At 63.1% G+C, this 17,603-nt stretch carries 20 protein-coding genes and 1 tRNA gene; 6 read left to right on the top strand and 15 right to left on the bottom strand.

Going from position 1 to position 17,603, the window contains the following annotated elements:
* Positions 1 to 3: 3 nt before the first annotated feature.
* The 3 genes from NKI79_RS25695 to NKI79_RS25685 form a co-directional block, all read right to left on the bottom strand.
* Complete coding sequence (locus NKI79_RS25695; RefSeq protein ID WP_352805539.1) at positions 4 to 1,086, bottom strand: ABC transporter ATP-binding protein; 1,083 nt, start codon at positions 1,084 to 1,086, stop codon at positions 4 to 6.
* Entirely contained in the window at positions 1,083 to 2,666 is a 1,584-nt protein-coding gene (locus tag NKI79_RS25690) for an ABC transporter permease (protein ID WP_352737905.1), read from the bottom strand. Before NKI79_RS25690 ends, NKI79_RS25695 begins: the two co-directional genes overlap by 4 nt.
* Before the next feature lie 166 nt (positions 2,667 to 2,832).
* Positions 2,833 to 3,840, bottom strand: a complete 1,008-nt coding sequence (locus NKI79_RS25685; RefSeq protein ID WP_352805536.1) for an iron ABC transporter substrate-binding protein — start codon at positions 3,838 to 3,840, stop codon at positions 2,833 to 2,835.
* Positions 3,841 to 4,041: 201 nt separating this feature from the next.
* Between NKI79_RS25685 and NKI79_RS25680 the strand changes: the two genes are divergently transcribed.
* Together NKI79_RS25680 and NKI79_RS25675 are read left to right on the top strand one after the other, a co-directional pair.
* On the top strand, positions 4,042 to 4,584 hold the full coding sequence (locus tag NKI79_RS25680; protein WP_254816670.1) for a sigma-70 family RNA polymerase sigma factor: 543 nt from the start codon (positions 4,042 to 4,044) through the stop codon (positions 4,582 to 4,584).
* A 2-nt stretch (positions 4,585 to 4,586) separates the two neighbouring features.
* Positions 4,587 to 5,225, top strand: a complete 639-nt coding sequence (locus NKI79_RS25675) for an NrsF family protein (protein ID WP_352805534.1) — start codon at positions 4,587 to 4,589, stop codon at positions 5,223 to 5,225.
* Positions 5,226 to 5,234: 9 nt separating this feature from the next.
* Here NKI79_RS25675 and NKI79_RS25670 read toward each other — a convergent pair whose 3' ends face one another.
* The 7 genes from NKI79_RS25670 to NKI79_RS25640 all read right to left on the bottom strand — a co-directional run bounded on the left by NKI79_RS25670 (position 5,235) and on the right by NKI79_RS25640 (position 10,638).
* A complete protein-coding gene (locus NKI79_RS25670; RefSeq protein ID WP_352476291.1) occupies positions 5,235 to 6,113 on the bottom strand; it encodes a 3-hydroxybutyryl-CoA dehydrogenase in 879 nt (292 codons plus the stop codon).
* A gap of 114 nt (positions 6,114 to 6,227) precedes the next feature.
* Positions 6,228 to 7,157, bottom strand: a complete 930-nt coding sequence (locus NKI79_RS25665) for an electron transfer flavoprotein subunit alpha/FixB family protein (protein ID WP_352805532.1) — start codon at positions 7,155 to 7,157, stop codon at positions 6,228 to 6,230.
* 18 nt (positions 7,158 to 7,175) lie between these two features.
* Positions 7,176 to 7,925, bottom strand: a complete 750-nt coding sequence (locus NKI79_RS25660; protein WP_352805529.1) for an electron transfer flavoprotein subunit beta/FixA family protein — start codon at positions 7,923 to 7,925, stop codon at positions 7,176 to 7,178.
* Positions 7,926 to 8,123: 198 nt separating this feature from the next.
* Positions 8,124 to 8,927 (bottom strand): rhomboid family intramembrane serine protease, encoded by an 804-nt coding sequence (locus NKI79_RS25655; protein WP_352805527.1) that lies wholly within the window; start codon positions 8,925 to 8,927, stop codon positions 8,124 to 8,126.
* 22 nt (positions 8,928 to 8,949) lie between these two features.
* Positions 8,950 to 9,531: a cob(I)yrinic acid a,c-diamide adenosyltransferase gene (locus tag NKI79_RS25650; RefSeq protein WP_352805524.1), complete on the bottom strand. Its 582-nt coding sequence runs from the start codon at positions 9,529 to 9,531 to the stop codon at positions 8,950 to 8,952.
* Between the two features lie 25 nt (positions 9,532 to 9,556).
* Positions 9,557 to 9,748 carry a twin transmembrane helix small protein gene (locus NKI79_RS25645; protein ID WP_023677950.1) on the bottom strand — a complete coding sequence of 64 codons (192 nt, stop codon included), beginning with the start codon at positions 9,746 to 9,748 and terminating at the stop codon, positions 9,557 to 9,559.
* 23 nt (positions 9,749 to 9,771) lie between these two features.
* The gene (locus NKI79_RS25640) at positions 9,772 to 10,638 is read right to left on the bottom strand and encodes an SDR family oxidoreductase (RefSeq protein ID WP_352476295.1); all 867 of its coding nucleotides are present in this window, start codon (positions 10,636 to 10,638) and stop codon (positions 9,772 to 9,774) included.
* 57 nt (positions 10,639 to 10,695) lie between these two features.
* Between NKI79_RS25640 and NKI79_RS25635 the strand changes: the two genes are divergently transcribed.
* The gene (locus NKI79_RS25635; RefSeq protein WP_254816677.1) at positions 10,696 to 11,547 is read left to right on the top strand and encodes a YihY/virulence factor BrkB family protein; all 852 of its coding nucleotides are present in this window, start codon (positions 10,696 to 10,698) and stop codon (positions 11,545 to 11,547) included.
* Between the two features lie 45 nt (positions 11,548 to 11,592).
* Here the strand turns inward: NKI79_RS25635 and NKI79_RS25630 are convergent, their stop codons facing one another.
* Complete coding sequence (locus NKI79_RS25630) at positions 11,593 to 12,468, bottom strand: DMT family transporter (RefSeq protein ID WP_352476296.1); 876 nt, start codon at positions 12,466 to 12,468, stop codon at positions 11,593 to 11,595.
* A gap of 149 nt (positions 12,469 to 12,617) precedes the next feature.
* Positions 12,618 to 13,493 (bottom strand): tRNA glutamyl-Q(34) synthetase GluQRS, encoded by an 876-nt coding sequence (gene gluQRS, locus NKI79_RS25625; protein ID WP_352805521.1) that lies wholly within the window; start codon positions 13,491 to 13,493, stop codon positions 12,618 to 12,620.
* 123 nt (positions 13,494 to 13,616) lie between these two features.
* Between gluQRS and NKI79_RS25620 the strand changes: the two genes are divergently transcribed.
* The gene (locus NKI79_RS25620) at positions 13,617 to 14,258 is read left to right on the top strand and encodes a DNA-3-methyladenine glycosylase family protein (protein WP_254816680.1); all 642 of its coding nucleotides are present in this window, start codon (positions 13,617 to 13,619) and stop codon (positions 14,256 to 14,258) included.
* 129 nt (positions 14,259 to 14,387) lie between these two features.
* On the top strand, positions 14,388 to 14,945 hold the full coding sequence (locus tag NKI79_RS25615) for an HNH endonuclease (protein ID WP_254816681.1): 558 nt from the start codon (positions 14,388 to 14,390) through the stop codon (positions 14,943 to 14,945).
* A 220-nt stretch (positions 14,946 to 15,165) separates the two neighbouring features.
* Here the strand turns inward: NKI79_RS25615 and NKI79_RS25610 are convergent, their stop codons facing one another.
* The gene (locus NKI79_RS25610) at positions 15,166 to 15,684 is read right to left on the bottom strand and encodes a disulfide bond formation protein B (RefSeq protein ID WP_352805518.1); all 519 of its coding nucleotides are present in this window, start codon (positions 15,682 to 15,684) and stop codon (positions 15,166 to 15,168) included.
* Positions 15,685 to 15,713: 29 nt separating this feature from the next.
* Complete coding sequence (locus tag NKI79_RS25605; RefSeq protein ID WP_352805515.1) at positions 15,714 to 16,301, bottom strand: YqaA family protein; 588 nt, start codon at positions 16,299 to 16,301, stop codon at positions 15,714 to 15,716.
* A 274-nt stretch (positions 16,302 to 16,575) separates the two neighbouring features.
* On the opposite strand from NKI79_RS25605, the gene NKI79_RS25600 reads away from it, so the two are divergent.
* Positions 16,576 to 16,660, top strand: a tRNA-Leu gene (locus tag NKI79_RS25600).
* 116 nt (positions 16,661 to 16,776) lie between these two features.
* Here the strand turns inward: NKI79_RS25600 and NKI79_RS25595 are convergent.
* Positions 16,777 to 17,385: a hypothetical protein gene (locus NKI79_RS25595; protein ID WP_352476299.1), complete on the bottom strand. Its 609-nt coding sequence runs from the start codon at positions 17,383 to 17,385 to the stop codon at positions 16,777 to 16,779.
* Between the last annotated feature and the right edge of the window lie 218 nt (positions 17,386 to 17,603).

The raw sequence follows: 17,603 nt of genomic DNA, 5'->3' as shown, positions 1-17,603 counted from the left end.
CGTTCAGGCAAACACATGCGCCTTGCCCGACACGGTCAGCCGCACGATCTCGCCGACCGCCGGCGCGTCCATGCCCGGCTTGCGCAGGATCAATGGCGTGTTGCCGATGGCGGCCGCGTCGGGCGGATCGGGACTGTTCAAAAGACGCACGGCGATCGTGCACATCGAGCCGGCGAACTCGGATTCCGTGACCTCGCCGAACAGCATGTCCGGCGTGCCCGACATGCCTTCACGCGAGGTTCGTTTCAGCAGCACCTGCTCGGGCCGCAGCATGATGCGGGCGATGTCGCGCCGCTCGGTGCTGTCGACGGCGATGCGGCCGAGCGGCGAGGTAGCGAAGCCATCGGCGATCCTGGCCGGCAAGACGATGGCGTCGCCGAGGAACTCGGCGATCATCCTGTCCTTCGGCCTGAAATAGAGCTCGCGCGGCGTGCCGATCTGCGAGAATTTGCCGTCGCGCATCACCGCGACCTGGCTGGCGAATGACAGCGCCTCGGCCTGATCATGGGTGACCAGGATGGTGGTGATGCCGGCGGTTTCAAGGAGCTCGGCCACGGCCTTGCGCATCGAGGCGCGCAGGCCGGTGTCGAGCGCCGAGAACGGCTCGTCGAGCAGCATCAGCCGCGGCTTCATGGCCATGGCGCGGGCGAGCGCGACGCGCTGCTGCTGGCCGCCGGAGAGTTCGTGCGGACGGCGCTTCAGGATACCTTTGTCCAGCCCGACGACATAGGCGAGCTCGGCGATGCGCTCGCTGCGCTTTTCCTCGTGACGCCCCATGCCGAAGCCGATATTGGCGGCGATGCTCAGATGCGGGAACAGAGCGCCGTCCTGCGCCACCAGCCCGATGCCGCGGCGATGCGCCGGCACGGCCGTGTCGCCATCGGCCAGCACCTCGCCATCGAGCACGATGCGGCCCTGGTCCGGCGCCTCGAAGCCGGCGATCAGCCGCAGCAAGGTGGTCTTGCCGCAACCGGATGGCCCGACGATTGCCGTACGGCTGCCGCTGGCCACGCTGAGGTCGACGCCGGCAAGTGCTGCGACAGGCCCGTAGTGCTTGTGGATGCCGCTCAGCTCGAGAAAGCTCATCGCCCGGCCATCCGCTTCGACTGGACGTAGAGCAGCCAGGTCAAAGGCAGCGACATCGCTACCATGATCAGGGCATAAGGCGCCGCCGACGCATAGTCGATCTCGCCGCTATAGGACCAGAACGCCATGGCCAGCGTGCGGGTGCCGTTGGGTGCCAGCATCTGGGTTGCGGTCAATTCGTTCATGATACCCAGCGCGACCAACGCCATGCCGGCTGCGGCGCCCGGCGCCGACAGGCGGATGGTCGTCGACCACAGCGCCTTGAGCGGCGACCGGCCTAGGCTCGAGGCGGCGCGTTCGAGCTCGACTGGCGCCTGTGCGATCGACGCCCTGAGGCTAATCAGGGCGCGCGGCAGGAACATCAGCGCATAGGCGACCAGGATGGTGAACAGGGTCTGGTAGAGCGGCATGGCGATACGCACGGCGATGGTGACCAGCGCCAGCGCGATGACGACGCCAGGCAACGCGCCGACGATATAGTTGCAGCCCTCCAGGACGCGTTGCAGCCTTCCCGGCGCGCGGATCGAGATCCACGCCATCGGCATTGCCGCGACGGTGGCGAGCAGCGCGCCGGCAATCGCCAGGAACAGCGTCTGGCCAAGCGCCAGACCGATCTCGTCGAGCCGCCAGACATTGGCGCCGCCGGCCACGAGCCAGCGGCCGATGGTGGCGAACGGCACGCCGAGCGCCAGTAGCGTGGTAATGGCAGGCAGCAGCAGGCAAGGAATGGTGGCGCGCCCAAGGCCCGTGCGCTGCTGCTGGCGCGCAGCACCCGAGCCGACGCGGGCATAGCGCTCTTCGCCGCGTACCAGCACCTCCAGCCCGAGCAGCACAAGGCAGCAGGTCACCAGCACGCCGGCCAGCATGTTGGCGGCGGGACCGTTGAAGGTCGACTGAAACTGGTCGACGATCGCGGTGGTGAAGGTGTCGAAGCGGATGAAAACGTAAAGGCCGTATTCGGCCAGGAGGTGCAGGCCGACCAGCAGCGAGCCGCCGCAAATGGCGAGTCGGAGCTGCGGCAGCACGACACGCCGAAACACGCGCCATGGGCCAAGCCCGAGGGCCGCTGCTGCATCTTCGAGAGCGGGATCGAGCCGGCGCAAAGCCGCCGCTATCGGCAGATAGAGGAACGGGAAATAAGCGATGACGGACACAAGCACGCCGGCCCACAGGCCGTGCAGTCTGGGCGCCATGGTGATCCAGGCGTAACTGTGGACGAAGGCGGGAATGGCGAGCGGCGCCACCGACAACCAGGCCCATAGGCGGGCCCCCGGCAGATCGCTGCGCTCGGTCAGCCAGGCCAGCGCCACCGACAGCACGATCGAAATCGGCACGGTCAGCACCACCAGCAGACTGGTGTTGACCAGAAGTTCCCCGACGCGCGGCCTGAACACCAGCGCCGCCACGGTTTCCCAGCCAGTCTGCACCGCCACCCAGACGATGAAGGCAAGTGGCAGCAGCGCGAAAAGCGAAACAAAGACGGCAGCCAGTGCAATCCATGAGACCGACCAACGACGTGCCCGCACGGCCGTCGTATCGGCTGGCAAGCCTGAAGGTGCAAGATCGATCGCCGACTGCATCAGATCAGACGTTGTGCCGTTTCCGCCCGAAGGCGGAAACAATCGTCGGCGAATGCGGCGAGCAGCTTGTGGTCATGGACAAATGCCATCTTGAAAACAGAGCGCTCCCGCGGAAAGCGAATTCCCACAGGAGCGCAGTCGGTTGCCCTTTTAGGACGAACGCCGGCTAAAGCAAGCCGGCCGCCGTCATCAGGTCGGTGACCTTCTTCGAGTTCAGCGTCGTCGGGTCGACTTTCGGCGCCTGCAGATCGGCCAGCGGCACCAGCTTCGGATTGGACTCAGCGCCCTTGCCGACTGCGTATTCGAACGAATCGCCTGTCTTCAGTATGTCCTGGCCGCCCTTGCCGGTGACCCATTTCAGGAAAGCCTGCGCTTCCTTCGGGTGCTTGCTCGAGGCCAGCACGCCACCGCCGGACACTGAGACGAAAGCGCCGGGATCCTGGTGCTTGAAATAGTGCAGCTCGACGTTCTTGCTGTTCTCGCCGGTCTTGGCCTGATCGCCGTAATAGTAATAGTGATAGATCACGCCGCCTTCGACCTCGCCGGCATTGACCGCCTTCATCACCGTGCTGTTGCCCTTATAGGCGGTAAAATTCTCCTTCATCGCCTTTAGCCATTCGGCCGTCGCTGCCTCACCCTTGAGCTGCAAAAGCGCGCTGACGATCGCCTGGAAATCGGCGCCGGAGGGCGATGCGGCCCAACGGCCCTTCCAGCTCGGATCGGCGAGATCGAGAAGCGATTTGGGCAGCTGGTCGGCGGCCAGCTTGGTCTTGTTGTAGGCAAAGACCGTGCTGCGCGCGGCGATGCCGACCCATTTGCCGCTCGCCGGCTGGTACTCCTGCGGAACCTGGGCCAGCGTCTCGGTGTCGACCGGTGCGAACAGGCCGGCCGCCTCGACTAATGCCATGGCCGGCGAATTCTCCGTCAGGAATACATCGGCGGGCGAAGCGGTGCCTTCCGCAACGATCTGATTGGAGAAATCGCTGTCGCCGCCATTGCGGACGGTAACCTTGATGCCGGTTTCCTTGGTGAATCCCTCCGCCCAGGCCTTGGTCAGGTTTTCGTGCTGGGCGTTGTAGACGACGATACCCTCGTCCTCTGCTATTGCCGGGCCGGCGATCAGGCTGATTGCAAGTGCTGTCGCACCGGCAAGGGCGGAAAGAGCATATTTCATGGCGTCGTCCTCGATTTCGATGGTCGTTGGCTTGGCACGCTGCACCTACCAATACATGACTAGCGCAGTCAACATTGCTGGCCCACTCAATTGCTCAAAAGGCCAAACTTTCGTGATGCTCAGCTAATTTGCCTTGGACATTATTTCGCCGGCCCCGTAACAAATCAGCGCCGAGACGCGAATATCGGGGAGTGAACTCTTGTGAGCGGCAAGGACGAAGCCGAGCTTTCACGGCTGCTGCGGGCCGCGATCGCCGGAGACGAAAGGGCCTATGCCGACTTTCTGCACCGGATCGCCGCGCTCGTTCGTGGCTTTGCCCGGCGCAAGATCGTGCAGGGTGGGGTGGATCCCGAGGATGTCGTGCAGGAAACCTTGCTGGCCATTCATGTGAAACGACACACCTGGCGCGATAATGCGCCGGTGCTGCCTTGGGTCTATGCAATAGCCCGCTTCAAGCTGATCGACGCGTTCCGGCGGCGCGGCCGGCGGATCGAGGTCGAGATCGACGAAATCGCCGAGACCTTTGCCGAGCCGGAATCGGAGACGGTGAGCGAGCGCGACGTCAACCGGGCGCTCGACAGCCTGTCGCCGGCACAGCGTTCCGTCGTCTCGGCCGTATCGGTCGAAGGCCGTTCGATCGGCGAGACGGCGGCAAAATTCGGCATTAGCGAGACGGCTGTGCGGGTGTCACTGCACCGCGGGCTTGCCGCCATTGCCAAACGGTTCGGGGCGAGGCGGGAATAAAAATGAGGACCGAAGATCTCATCAAGGCGCTCGACGCCGATGCCCGCAGCAAGGCGCTGCCGCTAGGCGCCGCCTGGTGGCTTGCCGCCGGTGCGGCCATGGTGATCGCGGCCGCGGTTTTCTGGCTGACGATCGGCCCGCGCCCCGACATTGCGATCGCCATGCACACGATGCGGTTCCTGTCCAAATTCGTCTTCACGATCGCTCTTTCGGCCAGCGCCTTTGCCCTGGTGCATGCGCTGTCGACCCCCGGTGCATCGACCCGCCGAGCGGCAAGCTGCATGATCGCCGCCCCGCTGCTGGTGATTGTGGCCGTGATTCTCGAACTCTTCGCCGTGCCTGCGTCCGACTGGGGCACACGCCTGGTCAGGACGAACATGGTCATCTGCCTGACCTTCATTCCGTTGATCGGGATCGGCCCGCTTGCCGTCTTTCTCGCGGTCCTGCGCCATGGCGCGCCGACAAGGCCGGTGCTTGCCGGTGCGGCCGCGGGCCTGCTTGCCGGCGGGCTGGCGGCGACCTTCTATGCGGCGCATTGCTTCGACGATTCGCCGCTTTTCGTCGGCACCTGGTATACGATCGCGGTCGCCATCCTTGCCGTGCTCGGGGCGCTCGGCGGACGACTTTTTGTGCGCTGGTAGCGATAAGAATCAGCGTGTCGGAACGGGATGCTCGCCGCGATAGTCGTAGAAGCCGCGCCCGGTCTTGCGGCCGAGCCAGCCGGCCTCGACATATTTGACCAGCAGCGGGCAGGGGCGGTATTTCGAATCCGACAGCCCGTCATGCAGCACCTGCATGATCGACAGGCAGGTATCGAGCCCGATGAAATCTGCAAGCTGCAGCGGCCCCATCGGATGGTTGGCGCCGAGCTTCATGGCGGTATCGATGGCGTCGACCGAGCCGACACCTTCATAGAGCGTGTAGATCGCCTCGTTGATCATCGGCAGCAGGATGCGGTTGACGATGAAGGCCGGGAAATCCTCCGAGACGGTGATCGTCTTGTCCAGCTGCTTCACATAGGTTTTTGCCGCCTCGAAGGTCTGGTCCTCGGTAGCGATGCCGCGCACCAGTTCGACCAGCTTCATCACCGGAACCGGATTCATGAAATGTATGCCGATGAAGCGTTCCGGCCGGTCGGTCTGCGAAGCCAGCCGTGTGATCGAGATCGATGACGTGTTCGTCGCCAGGATGGCCTCGGGGTTGAGCTGCGGGCAGAGCTGGGCATAGATCTTGCGCTTGACCGTCTCGTCCTCGGTCGCTGCTTCGATCACCAGATCGGCGCCCGCAAGGTCGGCCATGGCCGGCGCCGCCGAAATGCGCGCCATCGCCTCATTGCGCAGCGTTTCCTCGAGTTTGCCGGAGCCGACCTGACGGGCCATGTTGCCGCTGATCGTAGCGATGCCCTTTTCGATGCGGTCGGGCGAAATATCGTAAACCAGCACCTTATAGCCCGCCAGCGCCGACACATGGGCGATGCCGCCGCCCATCTGGCCCGCGCCGATGATGCCGATCGTCTCGATCTTGCTCATTACCCGATCCCGTCGAGGCCTTTGCGGCCCGTTTTTTGTGCAGTGCAAACTAAAAGGGCGGGGCGACTTCGTCTACCCCACCCCTCGGAATTTAATACGCTTTGGCAGAAGGCGTCAAAGCGCCTTTTGCAGTTCCGGCAGAATGACGAAGAGATCGCCGACGAGACCGTAGTCGGCGACCTGGAAGATTGGCGCCTCCTCGTCCTTGTTGATGGCAACGATCACCTTCGAATCCTTCATGCCGGCAAGGTGCTGGATGGCACCCGAGATGCCCACGGCAATATAAAGGTCGGGCGCTACAACCTTGCCGGTCTGTCCGACCTGCCAGTCGTTCGGCGCATAGCCGGCATCGACGGCGGCGCGAGATGCGCCAACCGCCGCACCGAGCTTGTCGGCGACCGGCAGGATGACCTCTTGGAACTTCTCGGAGGAGCCCAGCGCACGGCCGCCCGAGATGATGATCTTGGCCGAGGTCAGCTCTGGACGGTCGGTCTCGGAGAGCTTGTTCTCGACAAAGCTCGACAGGCCGGGATTGGCCGCCGCCTGAACCGTCTCGACCGGCGCGGAACCACCCTCGGGTGCTGCCTGGAAGGAAGCGGTGCGCACCGTGATGACCTTCTTGGCGTCACTCGACTGCACCGTCTGGATGGCGTTGCCGGCATAGATCGGCCGCTTGAAGGTGTCGGGCGACAAGACTTCGATGATTTCCGATATCTGGGCGACATCGAGCAGCGCCGCCACGCGGGGCGCGACATTCTTGCCCGACGAGGTCGCCGGCGCGATGATCGTCTCGTATGGCTCAGCAAGCGAAACGACGAGTGCCGCCAGCGGTTCGGCGAGACGCTCGGTCAGTTCGTCAGCGTCGGCGAGCAGCACCTTGGTAACGCCCTTGAGCTTGGCGGCTGCGTCCGCTGCCGGCTTGGCACCTTTGCCGGCAACCAGCACATGCACGTCCGAACCGATCTGCAGCGCCGCCGAAAGTGCCTTGGCGGTCTGGTCGGAAAGCGCAGCGTTGTCGTGTTCGGCAATCAGAAGAATTGTCATTTTTTATCCCTTCCTGGCCTACAGCACGCCGGCTTCGTTCTTCAGCTTGTCGACCAGTTCGGCGACGCTCTTGACCTTGACGCCCGCCTTGCGGCCGCCCGGCTCCTCGGTTTTGATCACCTTCAGCCGCGGCTTGACGTCGGCGCCGTAGTCGGCAGGGCTCTTCTCGTCGAGCGGCTTCTTCTTGGCCTTCATGATGTTGGGCAGCGACGCGTAGCGTGGCTGGTTCAGGCGCAAATCGGCGGTGACGATTACCGGCATCTTCAGTTCCAGCGTCTGCAGGCCGCCATCGACCTCGCGCGTCACCGTGGCCTTTTCACCGTCGAGCACGATCTTGGAGGCGAAGGTGCCCTGCGCCCAGCCGAGAAGTGCGGCCAGCATCTGGCCGGTTTGGTTGGAATCGTCGTCGATCGCCTGCTTGCCGAGAATGACAAGGCCGGGCTGTTCTGCCTCGACGACGCCCTTCAGCACCTTGGCGACGCCCAGCGGCTCAGTCTGCTCGTCGGTCTTGACCAGGATGGCGCGGTCGGCGCCCATGGCGAGCGCCGTGCGCAAGGTCTCCTGTGCCTGCTGCGGCCCGATCGACACCACGATGATCTCTTCGGCCTTACCGGCTTCCTTCAGCCGGATCGCCTCTTCCACCGCGATCTCGTCGAACGGGTTCATCGCCATCTTGACGTTGGCGAGTTCCACCGCCGAACCGTCCGCTTTCACCCGGACCTTGACGTTCGCATCCACAACCCGCTTCACGGGCACAAGGATCTTCATTTGCCTGTCACCTCTTTCACGATAGTCTTTCGGGCGCGCTATAGCAGCGTGCACCTCTTCAGAGTTGTCGAAAGCCGACATTCCGGACGGAATTCTGGTCTTCGCCACGCCAGTAGGGTGGCGCTTCCGTAGTTGCGGCGACCCCGCGCGTCAATATCCGGGGTGCACTCGGATCTTCGGCGAAGCACTCAAATCGGTTCAGTCCGGACCGGAAACGCTCCCCCGGCCCCATCGCGGCGCCGGCTGCGCAGGTTGTGGGTCGCTTGGCGCCGGCTCCACGGCTACGGGCACCTGGCCGGCGACCACCACAGTCTCTTCATCCGCCGCGGCGAGCAGTGGCACGCCGCGGCTGCGCAAGACAAGCACCAGCACGGCTCCGGCGATGATGCCGCCGATATGGCAGGCCCAGGAAACCTGATCCTCGCCACCCTGCGCGAACATGAAGATCTGGAACAGGATCCACAGGATGAGCGGGATGAAGGCGGGGATACGCAAGGGGATGCGGGCGAAGACCAGCACCCATACCTTTACGCGCGGATAAAGGATCAGATAGGCGGCGACCACACCGGCGATGGCGCCCGACGCGCCGATCAGCGGCACTTGCGAATCCCAGGCCACCAGACCCTGGAAGAAAGCGCCGGCAATGGCGCAAAGCAGGTAGAAGATGAGGTAGCGGATGTGGCCGAGTGCATCCTCGACATTGTCGCCGAATACCCACAGGAAAAGCATGTTGCCGCCGAGGTGGAAGATATCCGCGTGCAGGAAGGAATAAGTCAGGTAGCTCAGGCTCTCGGGAATGACGACGAATTGCGGAGCGAGCTCGACGCTGTCATGCACGACCGACGGGATGAAGCCGAGGCCCAGCACCGCGGCGTTGGAGAAGTCCTCACCGCCAAGCGTAGTGACAAGGTAGATCAACACATTGAGCGCGATCAGGCCGATGGTCACATATTGCAGCTTGATGTGCCGCAGCCTGTTGGTGTCGTAAAGCGGGATGAACATCGGGTCCCCAGCTCGGCGGATTTCAGCGGTTCTTGCCAGGAACCCATAGCACGTCGGCGTTTCCGTTGTCATTGACCGCGCGCGCGGCAACGAACAGGAAGTCCGAGACGCGGTTGATGTACCTTATTGCCTCGCGGTTGACGGGCTCGTTTGGGTGTTGCGACAGCGCCACCATGATGCGCTCGGCGCGGCGCGCGACCGTGCGGGCGAGGTGAAGGGCGGCGGCGGCCGGCGTGCCGCCATTGAGCACGAAGGATTTGAGCGGCTGCAGATTTTTGTTGAGGAGGTCGATGTCCTGTTCGACGCGGTCGGTCTGCGAGGCGACGATGCGCAGCGGCTCGTAGTCCAGCGGCTTGCCATTATCGGGGACTGCCAGATCGGCGCCGAGATCGAAAAGATCGTTCTGGATGCGGCCGAGCATCGCATCGATCGCCGGATTTACTGCCGCTGTATGGATGCGGGCCATGCCGATGCAGGCATTGGCCTCGTCGACCGTGCCGTAGGCGTCGATGCGAAGGTCGGATTTCAGCCGCCGCTCGCCGGAGCCGAGGCCGGTGGTGCCGTCGTCGCCAGTGCGGGTGTAGATCTTGTTGAGCTTGACCACGGGGTACCTCCCGGCTGGTGCCGCGTCACTTACGGGTGAAATACACCGCCAGCATGATCAGCACCAAGGCCACGAACTGCAAGAGCACGCGCGTCTGCATCAGCTTGTTGGAGGTCATGCTGGAGCCGCCGCGCATCATGTTGATGAGGCCGCGGATCAGCACGATCACCACTGCGACCATGACAAGAACGGCGAGGATGTTGAAGACGGTTGCCATGATGTGTTCCAGATGAATTGCGTTCAGGCGCGTTTGGCGAGCAGACGGTAGAGTGCAGATGCCGGCAGGATGCGTTTAAGGATCGCGCCGATCCTGGCCGGCACTGTTACCACATAATGCGGGCGCGGGCGCCGCGACAGAAGCGCATGGTGCAAGGCGGCATAAACCACCTCCGGCCCGGGCTTCAGCCGCGATGTGCTGCCGCCGGCCCGCAGCCGTTTGAGTTGCGCCGCATAGGCGAGGCGATGAACGGAATTCTCGTGATCGATATTCGCCAGGAACCATGCGAGGCTGTTGCTGGCGATCTTCGATTTCACCGGCCCCGGCTCGATCAGCGAAACATGGATGCCGCTACCCCGGAGTTCTTGATAGAGGGACAGCATCAGCCCTTCGATAGCGTGCTTCGATGCCGAGTAGGCGCCGCGAAAAGGCACCGGCGCGAGGCCGAGGATCGACGAGCAATGAACGAGACGACCATGGCCCTGGCGGCGCATCACCGGTACGACGCGGCGAGTGAGATCATGCCAGCCAAAGACATTGGCCTCGAACTGCTGCCGCAAAGCCTCGACCGGCAGGTCCTCGACGGCGCCGGGCTGTCCGTAGGCGCCGTTGTTGAAGAGCGCATCGAGCCGGCCGCCGGTCCGTTCCAGCACCGACGTCACCAGCGCCTCGATCGATCCGGGTTCGGTGTAGTCCAGATAGAAGGCCTCAATGCTGTCGGCCTCGAGCGCGGCGATATCCTCGGGCTTTCGGGCCGTTGCGAACACCCGCCAGCCTTCCTTCTTAAGAGCATGGGCGCAATAGGCGCCTATACCGGAAGAGGCACCTGTGACAATGATGGTGCGCAACTCTTTTCCGGGAGGAATGGTGGTTTGACCTAGGGTTGTCATTTACTGCAAACCCTTCCCATATTCGCGGCGTCCGGACAATCGAAGGGAACGCGGTTCTTGTTGCGGAAGATCGTAGCCCTTAAACGCGTCCTCTACGACGCGCTCGGCCATTTCAACACCGACGACGGCTGGGCAATGGCCAGCCATCTGGCGATCACCGCGCTGATGGCGCTTTTTCCTTTCCTGATCTTCGCTACGACGCTGGCGAGTTTTTTCGGCGCGCAGGCCTTCGCCGACACCGCCGTGCACCTTGTGTTCGACACATGGCCCGAGCAGATCGCCAAACCGATCGCGCGCGAAGTGCTCAACGTGCTTACCGTTAGGCGCAGCGACCTGTTGACGTACGGTATCGTGCTTGCCGGATACTTCGCCTCGAACGGCATCGAGGCGCTGCGCACCTCGCTCAACCGCGCCTATCGTGTCTCGGAAACGCGGGGCATCATCTACCGGCGGGTGCAGAGCATCATCTTCGTGCTGATCGCGACGGCCGGGTTTTTGGCGATCAGCGTGCTGCTGGTCTTCGCGCCGTTGCTGGCACGGCTGGCCGAGTCGCATTTCGAATGGATAAAGCCCTACATGGGCACGATCACGCTGTGGCGTTACGTCATCGCCTCGGTCGTCATCATCGGCGGCCTGTTCGCCGTGCATTTCTGGTTGCCGGCCGGCAAGCGCCGCTTCGTTTCGATCGTGCCTGGCATCATCTTCACGCTGATCGGCTGGCTTATCGGGTCGACCATCTTCGCCGCCTATCTCGATCATTTCTCGTCCTATGTGACGACCTATGCCGGCCTCGCCTCGATCATGATCGCCGTCGTATTCCTCTATATCGTCTCGGCGATCTTCATCCTCGGTGGCGAGCTCAACGCCGCGATCAGCCGCTATTTAGAGGCGCGTGCGAGAGTCGGCTGAGTTAAGCATGATCTTTTCCGAAAACCGGTTCCCACTTTTTTGGGATCATGCTTTTGGCGGCTGAGCGGTCGCCAGCCCGACGCCGAGCGTCGCGATTGCCATGCCGGCAATCTGGAGCGGGCTCAACTGCTCACCGAACAATGCCCAGGCGATGACCGCGGTGACGGCCGGCACGAGGTAAAACAGCGAGGCGACCTTCGACATCTCGCCGTCGCGGATCATCACCATCAACAGGAAGATGGCGCCGATCGACAGCACCAGCACAAGCCAGGCCATGGCAAACATCAGTTCGCCGTTGACGATGACCGTTCGGGTCTCGAAGGCGAGCGAGGCCAGAGCCATCACCGATGCGCCGCCGACATATTGCCAGAACGTGGCAGCCACCAGATCGCCGCCGGAGGCGAAACGCTTCTGCCAGATCGTGCCCGCACTCATGCCGAGTACGGAGACCAGCGAGGCGCCCAGTGTTTCGGCCGTCACCCCGCCGCCGAGCGCGCCGAGCTTCGGCCAGAGCACGATTACCACGCCGATCAACCCGAGGCCGAGACCGGCCCAGTGGCGCGGCAGGATGGCCTCGCCCAGAAGCCGGCCGGCGAGCACTGCCGTGATCAGCGGCTGCAGGCCGACGATCAGGGCTGAAAGCCCAGCGGGCATGCCCCGGTGGATGGCCCAGAACACGCCGCCGAGATAGACCCCATGCATCAGGATGCCGGCGCCGGTCGCGTGCAGCGCCTCGTCGCGGGTGGCGCGGCTCGAACCAAGTGCGGCCATCAAAGCGACAAGCAGGATTGCGGCCAGGACAAAGCGCGCGGCCAGGAAAGTAAAGGGCTCCGCCCACGGCATGGCATAGCGCGCGCCGATGAAGCCGGTCGCCCACAGGAGGACGAAAGAGGCGGGGATGAACCGCTTGAGGCTGTGCATTTTCAGGAGGCCGCGGTGAATTCGGGTGGGGGATCGACTGCCGCGATTGCTTAATGCCGTTCGGGCCGGCAAGCAAAACCAAACGGTTGATCCATAGAGTCATTTGAATTGAAGGAGCGCCATTGATGGCCGTCAGCTCGCCGGTCTAGCTAGAGACCGACCAGCCGCCTAACATCGTCGGGCGAGGCACCCGCCGCACGCTGGGCGGCAAGGCTGGTATCGCCAAGACTCTTCGACAGTTTTCGTCCGTCCGGGCCGAGGATCAGGCGATGGTGAAAATAGGCCGGCTGCGGCAGGCCAAGCAGCTGCTGAAGCAGCCGCTGCACACTGGTCGCGGAATAAAGGTCCTGGCCGCGCACGACATGGCTGACGCCCTGCAGCGCGTCATCCACGGTGACGGCGAGATGATAGCTGGTCGGGATTTCACGGCGCGCCACGACCACATCGCCCCAATCCTGCGGATGGGCTTCGACACGACGCGCTGCGGAGAGCGTCTCGTCCGTGTATTCGGCCCATGACAGGTCCTTGCCAGCGCGCCCTATTGCCGCATCGACGTTCAACCGCCAGGCAAATGGCACATTTTCGGCGATGCGCCGTTTGCGTTCGCTCGCCGGCAGCGCCTTGTCGGCGGCGGGATAGAGCGGCACGCCGTCCGGGTCGCGCGGCCAGTCGCGGCCGCGCTTTTCGCTGTCGGCGATGAAGGCGCGGATCTCGCTTCTGCTCATGAAGGCCGGATAGACAAGCTCCGCTTCGATCAGCCGCTCGAGCATCGCCCGATATTCGGCAAAATGCTCGGACTGGCGGCGCACCGGTTCCTCCCAGCCAAGCCCCAGCCATTTCAGGTCGCGAAAAATGCCTGCTTCGAATTCCGGCGTGCAGCGCGTCGTGTCGATGTCCTCGATGCGCAGCAGCAGGCGTCCGCCCGCCGCCTTTGCCAATTTCTGATTGAGCAGCGCCGAATAGGCATGGCCGAGATGCAGTTCGCCGTTCGGGCTCGGCGCGAAGCGGAATGTCAGCAGTGTCATTGTCCGGCGGGCAATCGGGTTGTGCGGCGCTTTCGCCAATTGCTACTTTGCGCCGGCGGCGTCGTGCGTCCAGAGGGACACGTGACGGAACGTGCGGCACTTTTGATTTTGGAACAAGCAGACATGCAACGCATCGCCAGCCTCGACGACATTGCGCAAGGGCTGGATAGGCTATGCTTGCTCGACCCACGCCTGGAAAAAGTGCGCGGCATGGCCGGCGAGGTGCCGCTCAGGCTGTCGGAGCCGGGGTTCAGGAGCCTTGCTTCCATCGTCGTTTCGCAACAAGTGTCGCGCGCGAGCGCCGATGCCATCTTCGGCCGCCTGACGGAACTGCTCGATCCGCTGACGCCGCAGGCGATCCTAGCCGCCGATGAGGCGATCTTTCGCAACGCGGGACTATCGCGGCCCAAGCAGCGCGGCCTGATTGCCGTCGCCCAGGCGGTGGCCGACGGGCTCGACCTCGATCACCTCTGCCGGCTCGATGCAAGCGAGGCTATCGCGGCGATGACCAGGGTGCCGGGCATCGGCCCGTGGACGGCTGAAGTCTACCTTTTGTTTGCCGCCGGACACCCGGACATCTTTCCGGCGCGCGACGTTGCTTTGCAGAGCGCGGTCGGCCATGCGCTCGGCATCGACCCGCGTCCGCCGGAGAAAATGCTGATCCGGCTTGCCGAATCATGGAGCCCGTGGCGCGGTGTCGCATCGCGGCTTTTCTGGGCTTATTATCGCGAATTGAAGGGCAGGGATGCCGCGCCTCCGGCCTGAATCAGCAAAAAAGCATTGAAATCATGCGTTTTTGAGACCCGGCATGATCGACAATCCGCTTCACATCCCTGTCATGTCGGGCTTACAGTATCCGCGTCGACCGGTTCTAGGGTGAAGGAGGTCAACGACGTGACGGTTGCCGTATCTCCGGATGGGCTTCCAGCGCTGGTGCTGAATGCGGATTACCGTCCGCTCAGCTATTACCCCTTGTCGCTCTGGTCCTGGCAGGATGCCATCAAGGCGGTGTTCCTCGAGAGGGTGAACATCGTCGCCGAATACGAACACGCCGTCTCTTCGCCGACCTTTTCGATGAAGCTGCCGAGTGTCGTCAGCCTGAAGGCTTACGTAAAGCCGTCGAGGCATCCGGCGTTTACCCGTTTCAACGTCTTCCTGCGCGACCGTTTCCAGTGCCAATATTGCGGCACGCCGGACGATCTGACGTTCGACCATGTCATTCCGCGCCATCGCGGCGGCGCCACGACGTGGGAGAATGTCGTCGCTGCCTGCTCGCCCTGCAATCTGCGGAAGGGCGGCATGATGCCGGCCCACGCCAAGATGTGGCCGCTGCAGAAGCCCTACCAGCCGACGGTGCATGATTTGCATAATAACGGCCGGCTGTTCCCGCCCAACCATCTGCACCAAAGCTGGATGGATTATCTGTACTGGGATGTCGAACTCGAACCATAGAGTTCTGCAGAGATCCGCCATTCCGGTCGCCTGACGCAGCTTTCTGCGCTTCCGGCCTTCGCCGGCCGAAGCATTCATGAGCGGTCGTGGCGTGGTGGTTAAGGCTACGGCCGGCGTAGGCCAGTGCTCACGTAGTTTAGCACGCTCCGCTCCGGTTCTCGAAAGCCACGTCATGCACTCCGGCCTGACGAATTTCTGACCGAATTCTGCGTTGTGCCACTCAGTCGCGGGCAAAGGCGCCGCGGAACGCGACGGTGGCGAGGACAAAGCTGGCGATGGCATTCCAGCCCGCCAGCGACAGGCCGAGGATGCGGAGCGCCGCCTTGTCGCAGGAAGGCGGGACAAATTTGTCGAGCGCGTCGAGCACGCCCTTGCCGCCGGTGTCCACCGGCCCTGCGGCTGCGGTGCAATCGGTCGGGCCTGGCCACCACGCCCATTCGACGCCGGAGTGATAAACGCCGAGATAGACGCCGTAGAGCATCAGCAGGCCGCCAATGGCCAGCAGGCCACGGCTTACCCAAGCTGGCGCCCGAAGCGCCGACGCAAGCACCGCCAGCAGCATCAAGGGCACGCCGACGTAGTAAGGCGTTCGCTGCTCGAGGCAGAGCTTGCAGGGGATGTAGCCGCCAACATACTGGAAGGCCAGCGCCGAGCCGACCGTGGCGGCCATGGCGACGGCGAGAAACAGGGCGGTGCGCAGCCGCTGGCGTCCGGTATCGGCATTCACGGTCGCTGTCATCGGGCTCAGTCCGTTCGGTTCGATGCCGTTCAGACGGCGTATTTGACGACGATATAGAGCAAAATCAGGGCAGCGGCGCCGGCGCCCGCAATCTGGCCAAGGCGCTTTTCGATGAAGTGGCGGATCGGCTCGCCATAGCGGCGCAACAGCCACGCGAGAAACAGGAAGCGAGCACCGCGCGCCATGATTGCCAGCACGATGAACAGCAGCAAAGGAACACCGATGACGCCCGACAGGATCGTCACTACCTTGATCGGCGGCAGATGGGCGAGGCCGGAGGTGACCAGCATCAGGATGATGAAGCCGACACCCGATGAGACGCGCATCGCTTCGAACTCGTCATATTTGCCATAAAATTCGAGGATCGGCCGCGCCACCGCATCATAGGCATAATGGCCGATGAACCAGCCGGCGATGCCGCCCAGCACCGAGGCGACGGTGGCGACCAGCGCGTAACGATAGGCGCGATCCGGCCGCGACAGCGCCATCGGCAGATAGAGGACGTCGGCCGGCACCAGGAACACCGAACTCTCGACGAAGGCGATGAAGGCCAGCCACCATTCGGCGGATTTGCTCGCCGCCAGCGACAAGGTCCAGTCGTAAAGTCCGCGAAGCATCGGCACTCCTAATGCACGCCCAAACCAGAAGCGGTCTTGGGATCACGACATGTACAAACAAGACTTGGAAGCGCCCCGCATCAACCTCGTCGGACAAGGTGCGCTTCAATGACATGCGCCGCCTGTCTAGAAAGATTTTCCGCGCTGCACAATGGCAGCTGCTTCACGAAATCGAAAGGCTGAGGCTTGAGCGAGCCGAGATGTCGGGATTTGGCCAGTTGACGAACAGGCCTCCAACCGTATAGTCCGCGCCCATCCAGGCCGCTCGGCCTGAGCCCCTATGGCGGAATTGGTAGACGCGCTCGACTCAAAATCGAGTTCCGCAAGGAGTGCTGGTTCGATCCCGGCTAGGGGCACCATTTCCCACCTGAGAAACCGCGAACTCGGCTGGCGTTATCCCAGGAGCCCTCCTGGGATAACCGCTATTGAGGCCGCGGCCGGCCCCTCCGACAGCCTCAGGCGGTAACGAGGTCGCTTACATCGGCCCCGGCACCATCTTGGTCGGCTGCTCCGGCATCGGAAACGCATAATTGTCGCATTTCACGTCCGGGTTCGTCGGACTGAACATTCCGAGCGGGTTCTCCTTGAACAGCCAGGCGTGAAGGTCGTAGTGGTGGAACTCCTTCGGGATGAGCGGATAATGCCCCTCCATAGGCCCCATGAATGTCTGGCCGAAAAGCTTCGGCGGCTCCTTGGTGTCCGGCGTCAAGGGCACGAGCCATTCCACGCCGACCAGGCGCAACTCGTTACCGACCGGCTCATAGATCAGCACATTGGGGCGCGTCGGATCTGCGGTCGGGCCGACAGTCGTGACATTGACGAAATGGATGCCCATTGCGCCTTTCGGGTAGTCCATCGCCCCTTCCACCTTTTCGCCGCTGTAGAAGACGCATCCAACCGTCGACAGATAAAGTTCGCGAACGGCAACCTTGTAGTCTTCATATCTGGACAGCGATTTGCGCAGGGCATCTATCTCGGCCTTGTCGGGTTCGGCGGCCCGAGGCGCGGCGGCGCTCAGACACGCGCCAACGAGACCTGCCAATGTGAGGATACCGAGATGCCTGAGGTGAGTTGGTTTCGTCATGCATTCCTCCCAGTTTTTTCTTCTGGCCGTGCAGGACCGAGGCGGCAATGATGCTGGACGCGCGGCCGAAATTGATCGCCTCATCCCTGTTGGGACTGCGTTGATGCTAGTCCCTTCCGGTGATTGGGAGAATTAACCCTGACGACCTAGGTCGTCGGCACAGAGGATTTGGTTCTGCGACTGAGTCTGAAAGGGACTGTCGACGGTTGCTGCCGACC

Source organism: Mesorhizobium sp. M0340 (assembly GCF_040321535.1).
GTDB lineage: Bacteria > Pseudomonadota > Alphaproteobacteria > Rhizobiales > Rhizobiaceae > Mesorhizobium.
Note: the sequence above shows the minus strand (reverse complement) of the source record. Positions and strands in the feature narration are given on the sequence as shown.

Excerpts from the sequence above, each read along its gene's own strand:
- NKI79_RS25605 (WP_352805515.1), bottom strand. The coding sequence starts at position 16,301 with ATGCTTCGCGGACTTTACGACTGGACCTTGTCGCTGGCGGCGAGCAAA.
- NKI79_RS25660 (WP_352805529.1), bottom strand. The coding sequence starts at position 7,925 with ATGAAGATCCTTGTGCCCGTGAAGCGGGTTGTGGATGCGAACGTCAAG.
- NKI79_RS25630 (WP_352476296.1), bottom strand. The coding sequence starts at position 12,468 with ATGCACAGCCTCAAGCGGTTCATCCCCGCCTCTTTCGTCCTCCTGTGG.
- NKI79_RS25595 (WP_352476299.1), bottom strand. The coding sequence starts at position 17,385 with ATGACGAAACCAACTCACCTCAGGCATCTCGGTATCCTCACATTGGCA.
- NKI79_RS25670 (WP_352476291.1), bottom strand. The coding sequence starts at position 6,113 with ATGAGCAAGATCGAGACGATCGGCATCATCGGCGCGGGCCAGATGGGC.
- NKI79_RS25645 (WP_023677950.1), bottom strand. The coding sequence starts at position 9,748 with ATGGCAACCGTCTTCAACATCCTCGCCGTTCTTGTCATGGTCGCAGTG.
- NKI79_RS25690 (WP_352737905.1), bottom strand. The coding sequence starts at position 2,666 with ATGCAGTCGGCGATCGATCTTGCACCTTCAGGCTTGCCAGCCGATACG.
- NKI79_RS25655 (WP_352805527.1), bottom strand. The coding sequence starts at position 8,927 with ATGTTCATCCCGCTTTACGACACCAACAGGCTGCGGCACATCAAGCTG.
- NKI79_RS25675 (WP_352805534.1), top strand. The coding sequence starts at position 4,587 with ATGAGGACCGAAGATCTCATCAAGGCGCTCGACGCCGATGCCCGCAGC.
- NKI79_RS25640 (WP_352476295.1), bottom strand. The coding sequence starts at position 10,638 with ATGACAACCCTAGGTCAAACCACCATTCCTCCCGGAAAAGAGTTGCGC.
- NKI79_RS25620 (WP_254816680.1), top strand. The coding sequence starts at position 13,617 with ATGCAACGCATCGCCAGCCTCGACGACATTGCGCAAGGGCTGGATAGG.
- NKI79_RS25695 (WP_352805539.1), bottom strand. The coding sequence starts at position 1,086 with ATGAGCTTTCTCGAGCTGAGCGGCATCCACAAGCACTACGGGCCTGTC.
- NKI79_RS25610 (WP_352805518.1), bottom strand. The coding sequence starts at position 15,684 with ATGACAGCGACCGTGAATGCCGATACCGGACGCCAGCGGCTGCGCACC.
- gluQRS (WP_352805521.1), bottom strand. The coding sequence starts at position 13,493 with ATGACACTGCTGACATTCCGCTTCGCGCCGAGCCCGAACGGCGAACTG.
- NKI79_RS25685 (WP_352805536.1), bottom strand. The coding sequence starts at position 3,840 with ATGAAATATGCTCTTTCCGCCCTTGCCGGTGCGACAGCACTTGCAATC.
- NKI79_RS25665 (WP_352805532.1), bottom strand. The coding sequence starts at position 7,157 with ATGACAATTCTTCTGATTGCCGAACACGACAACGCTGCGCTTTCCGAC.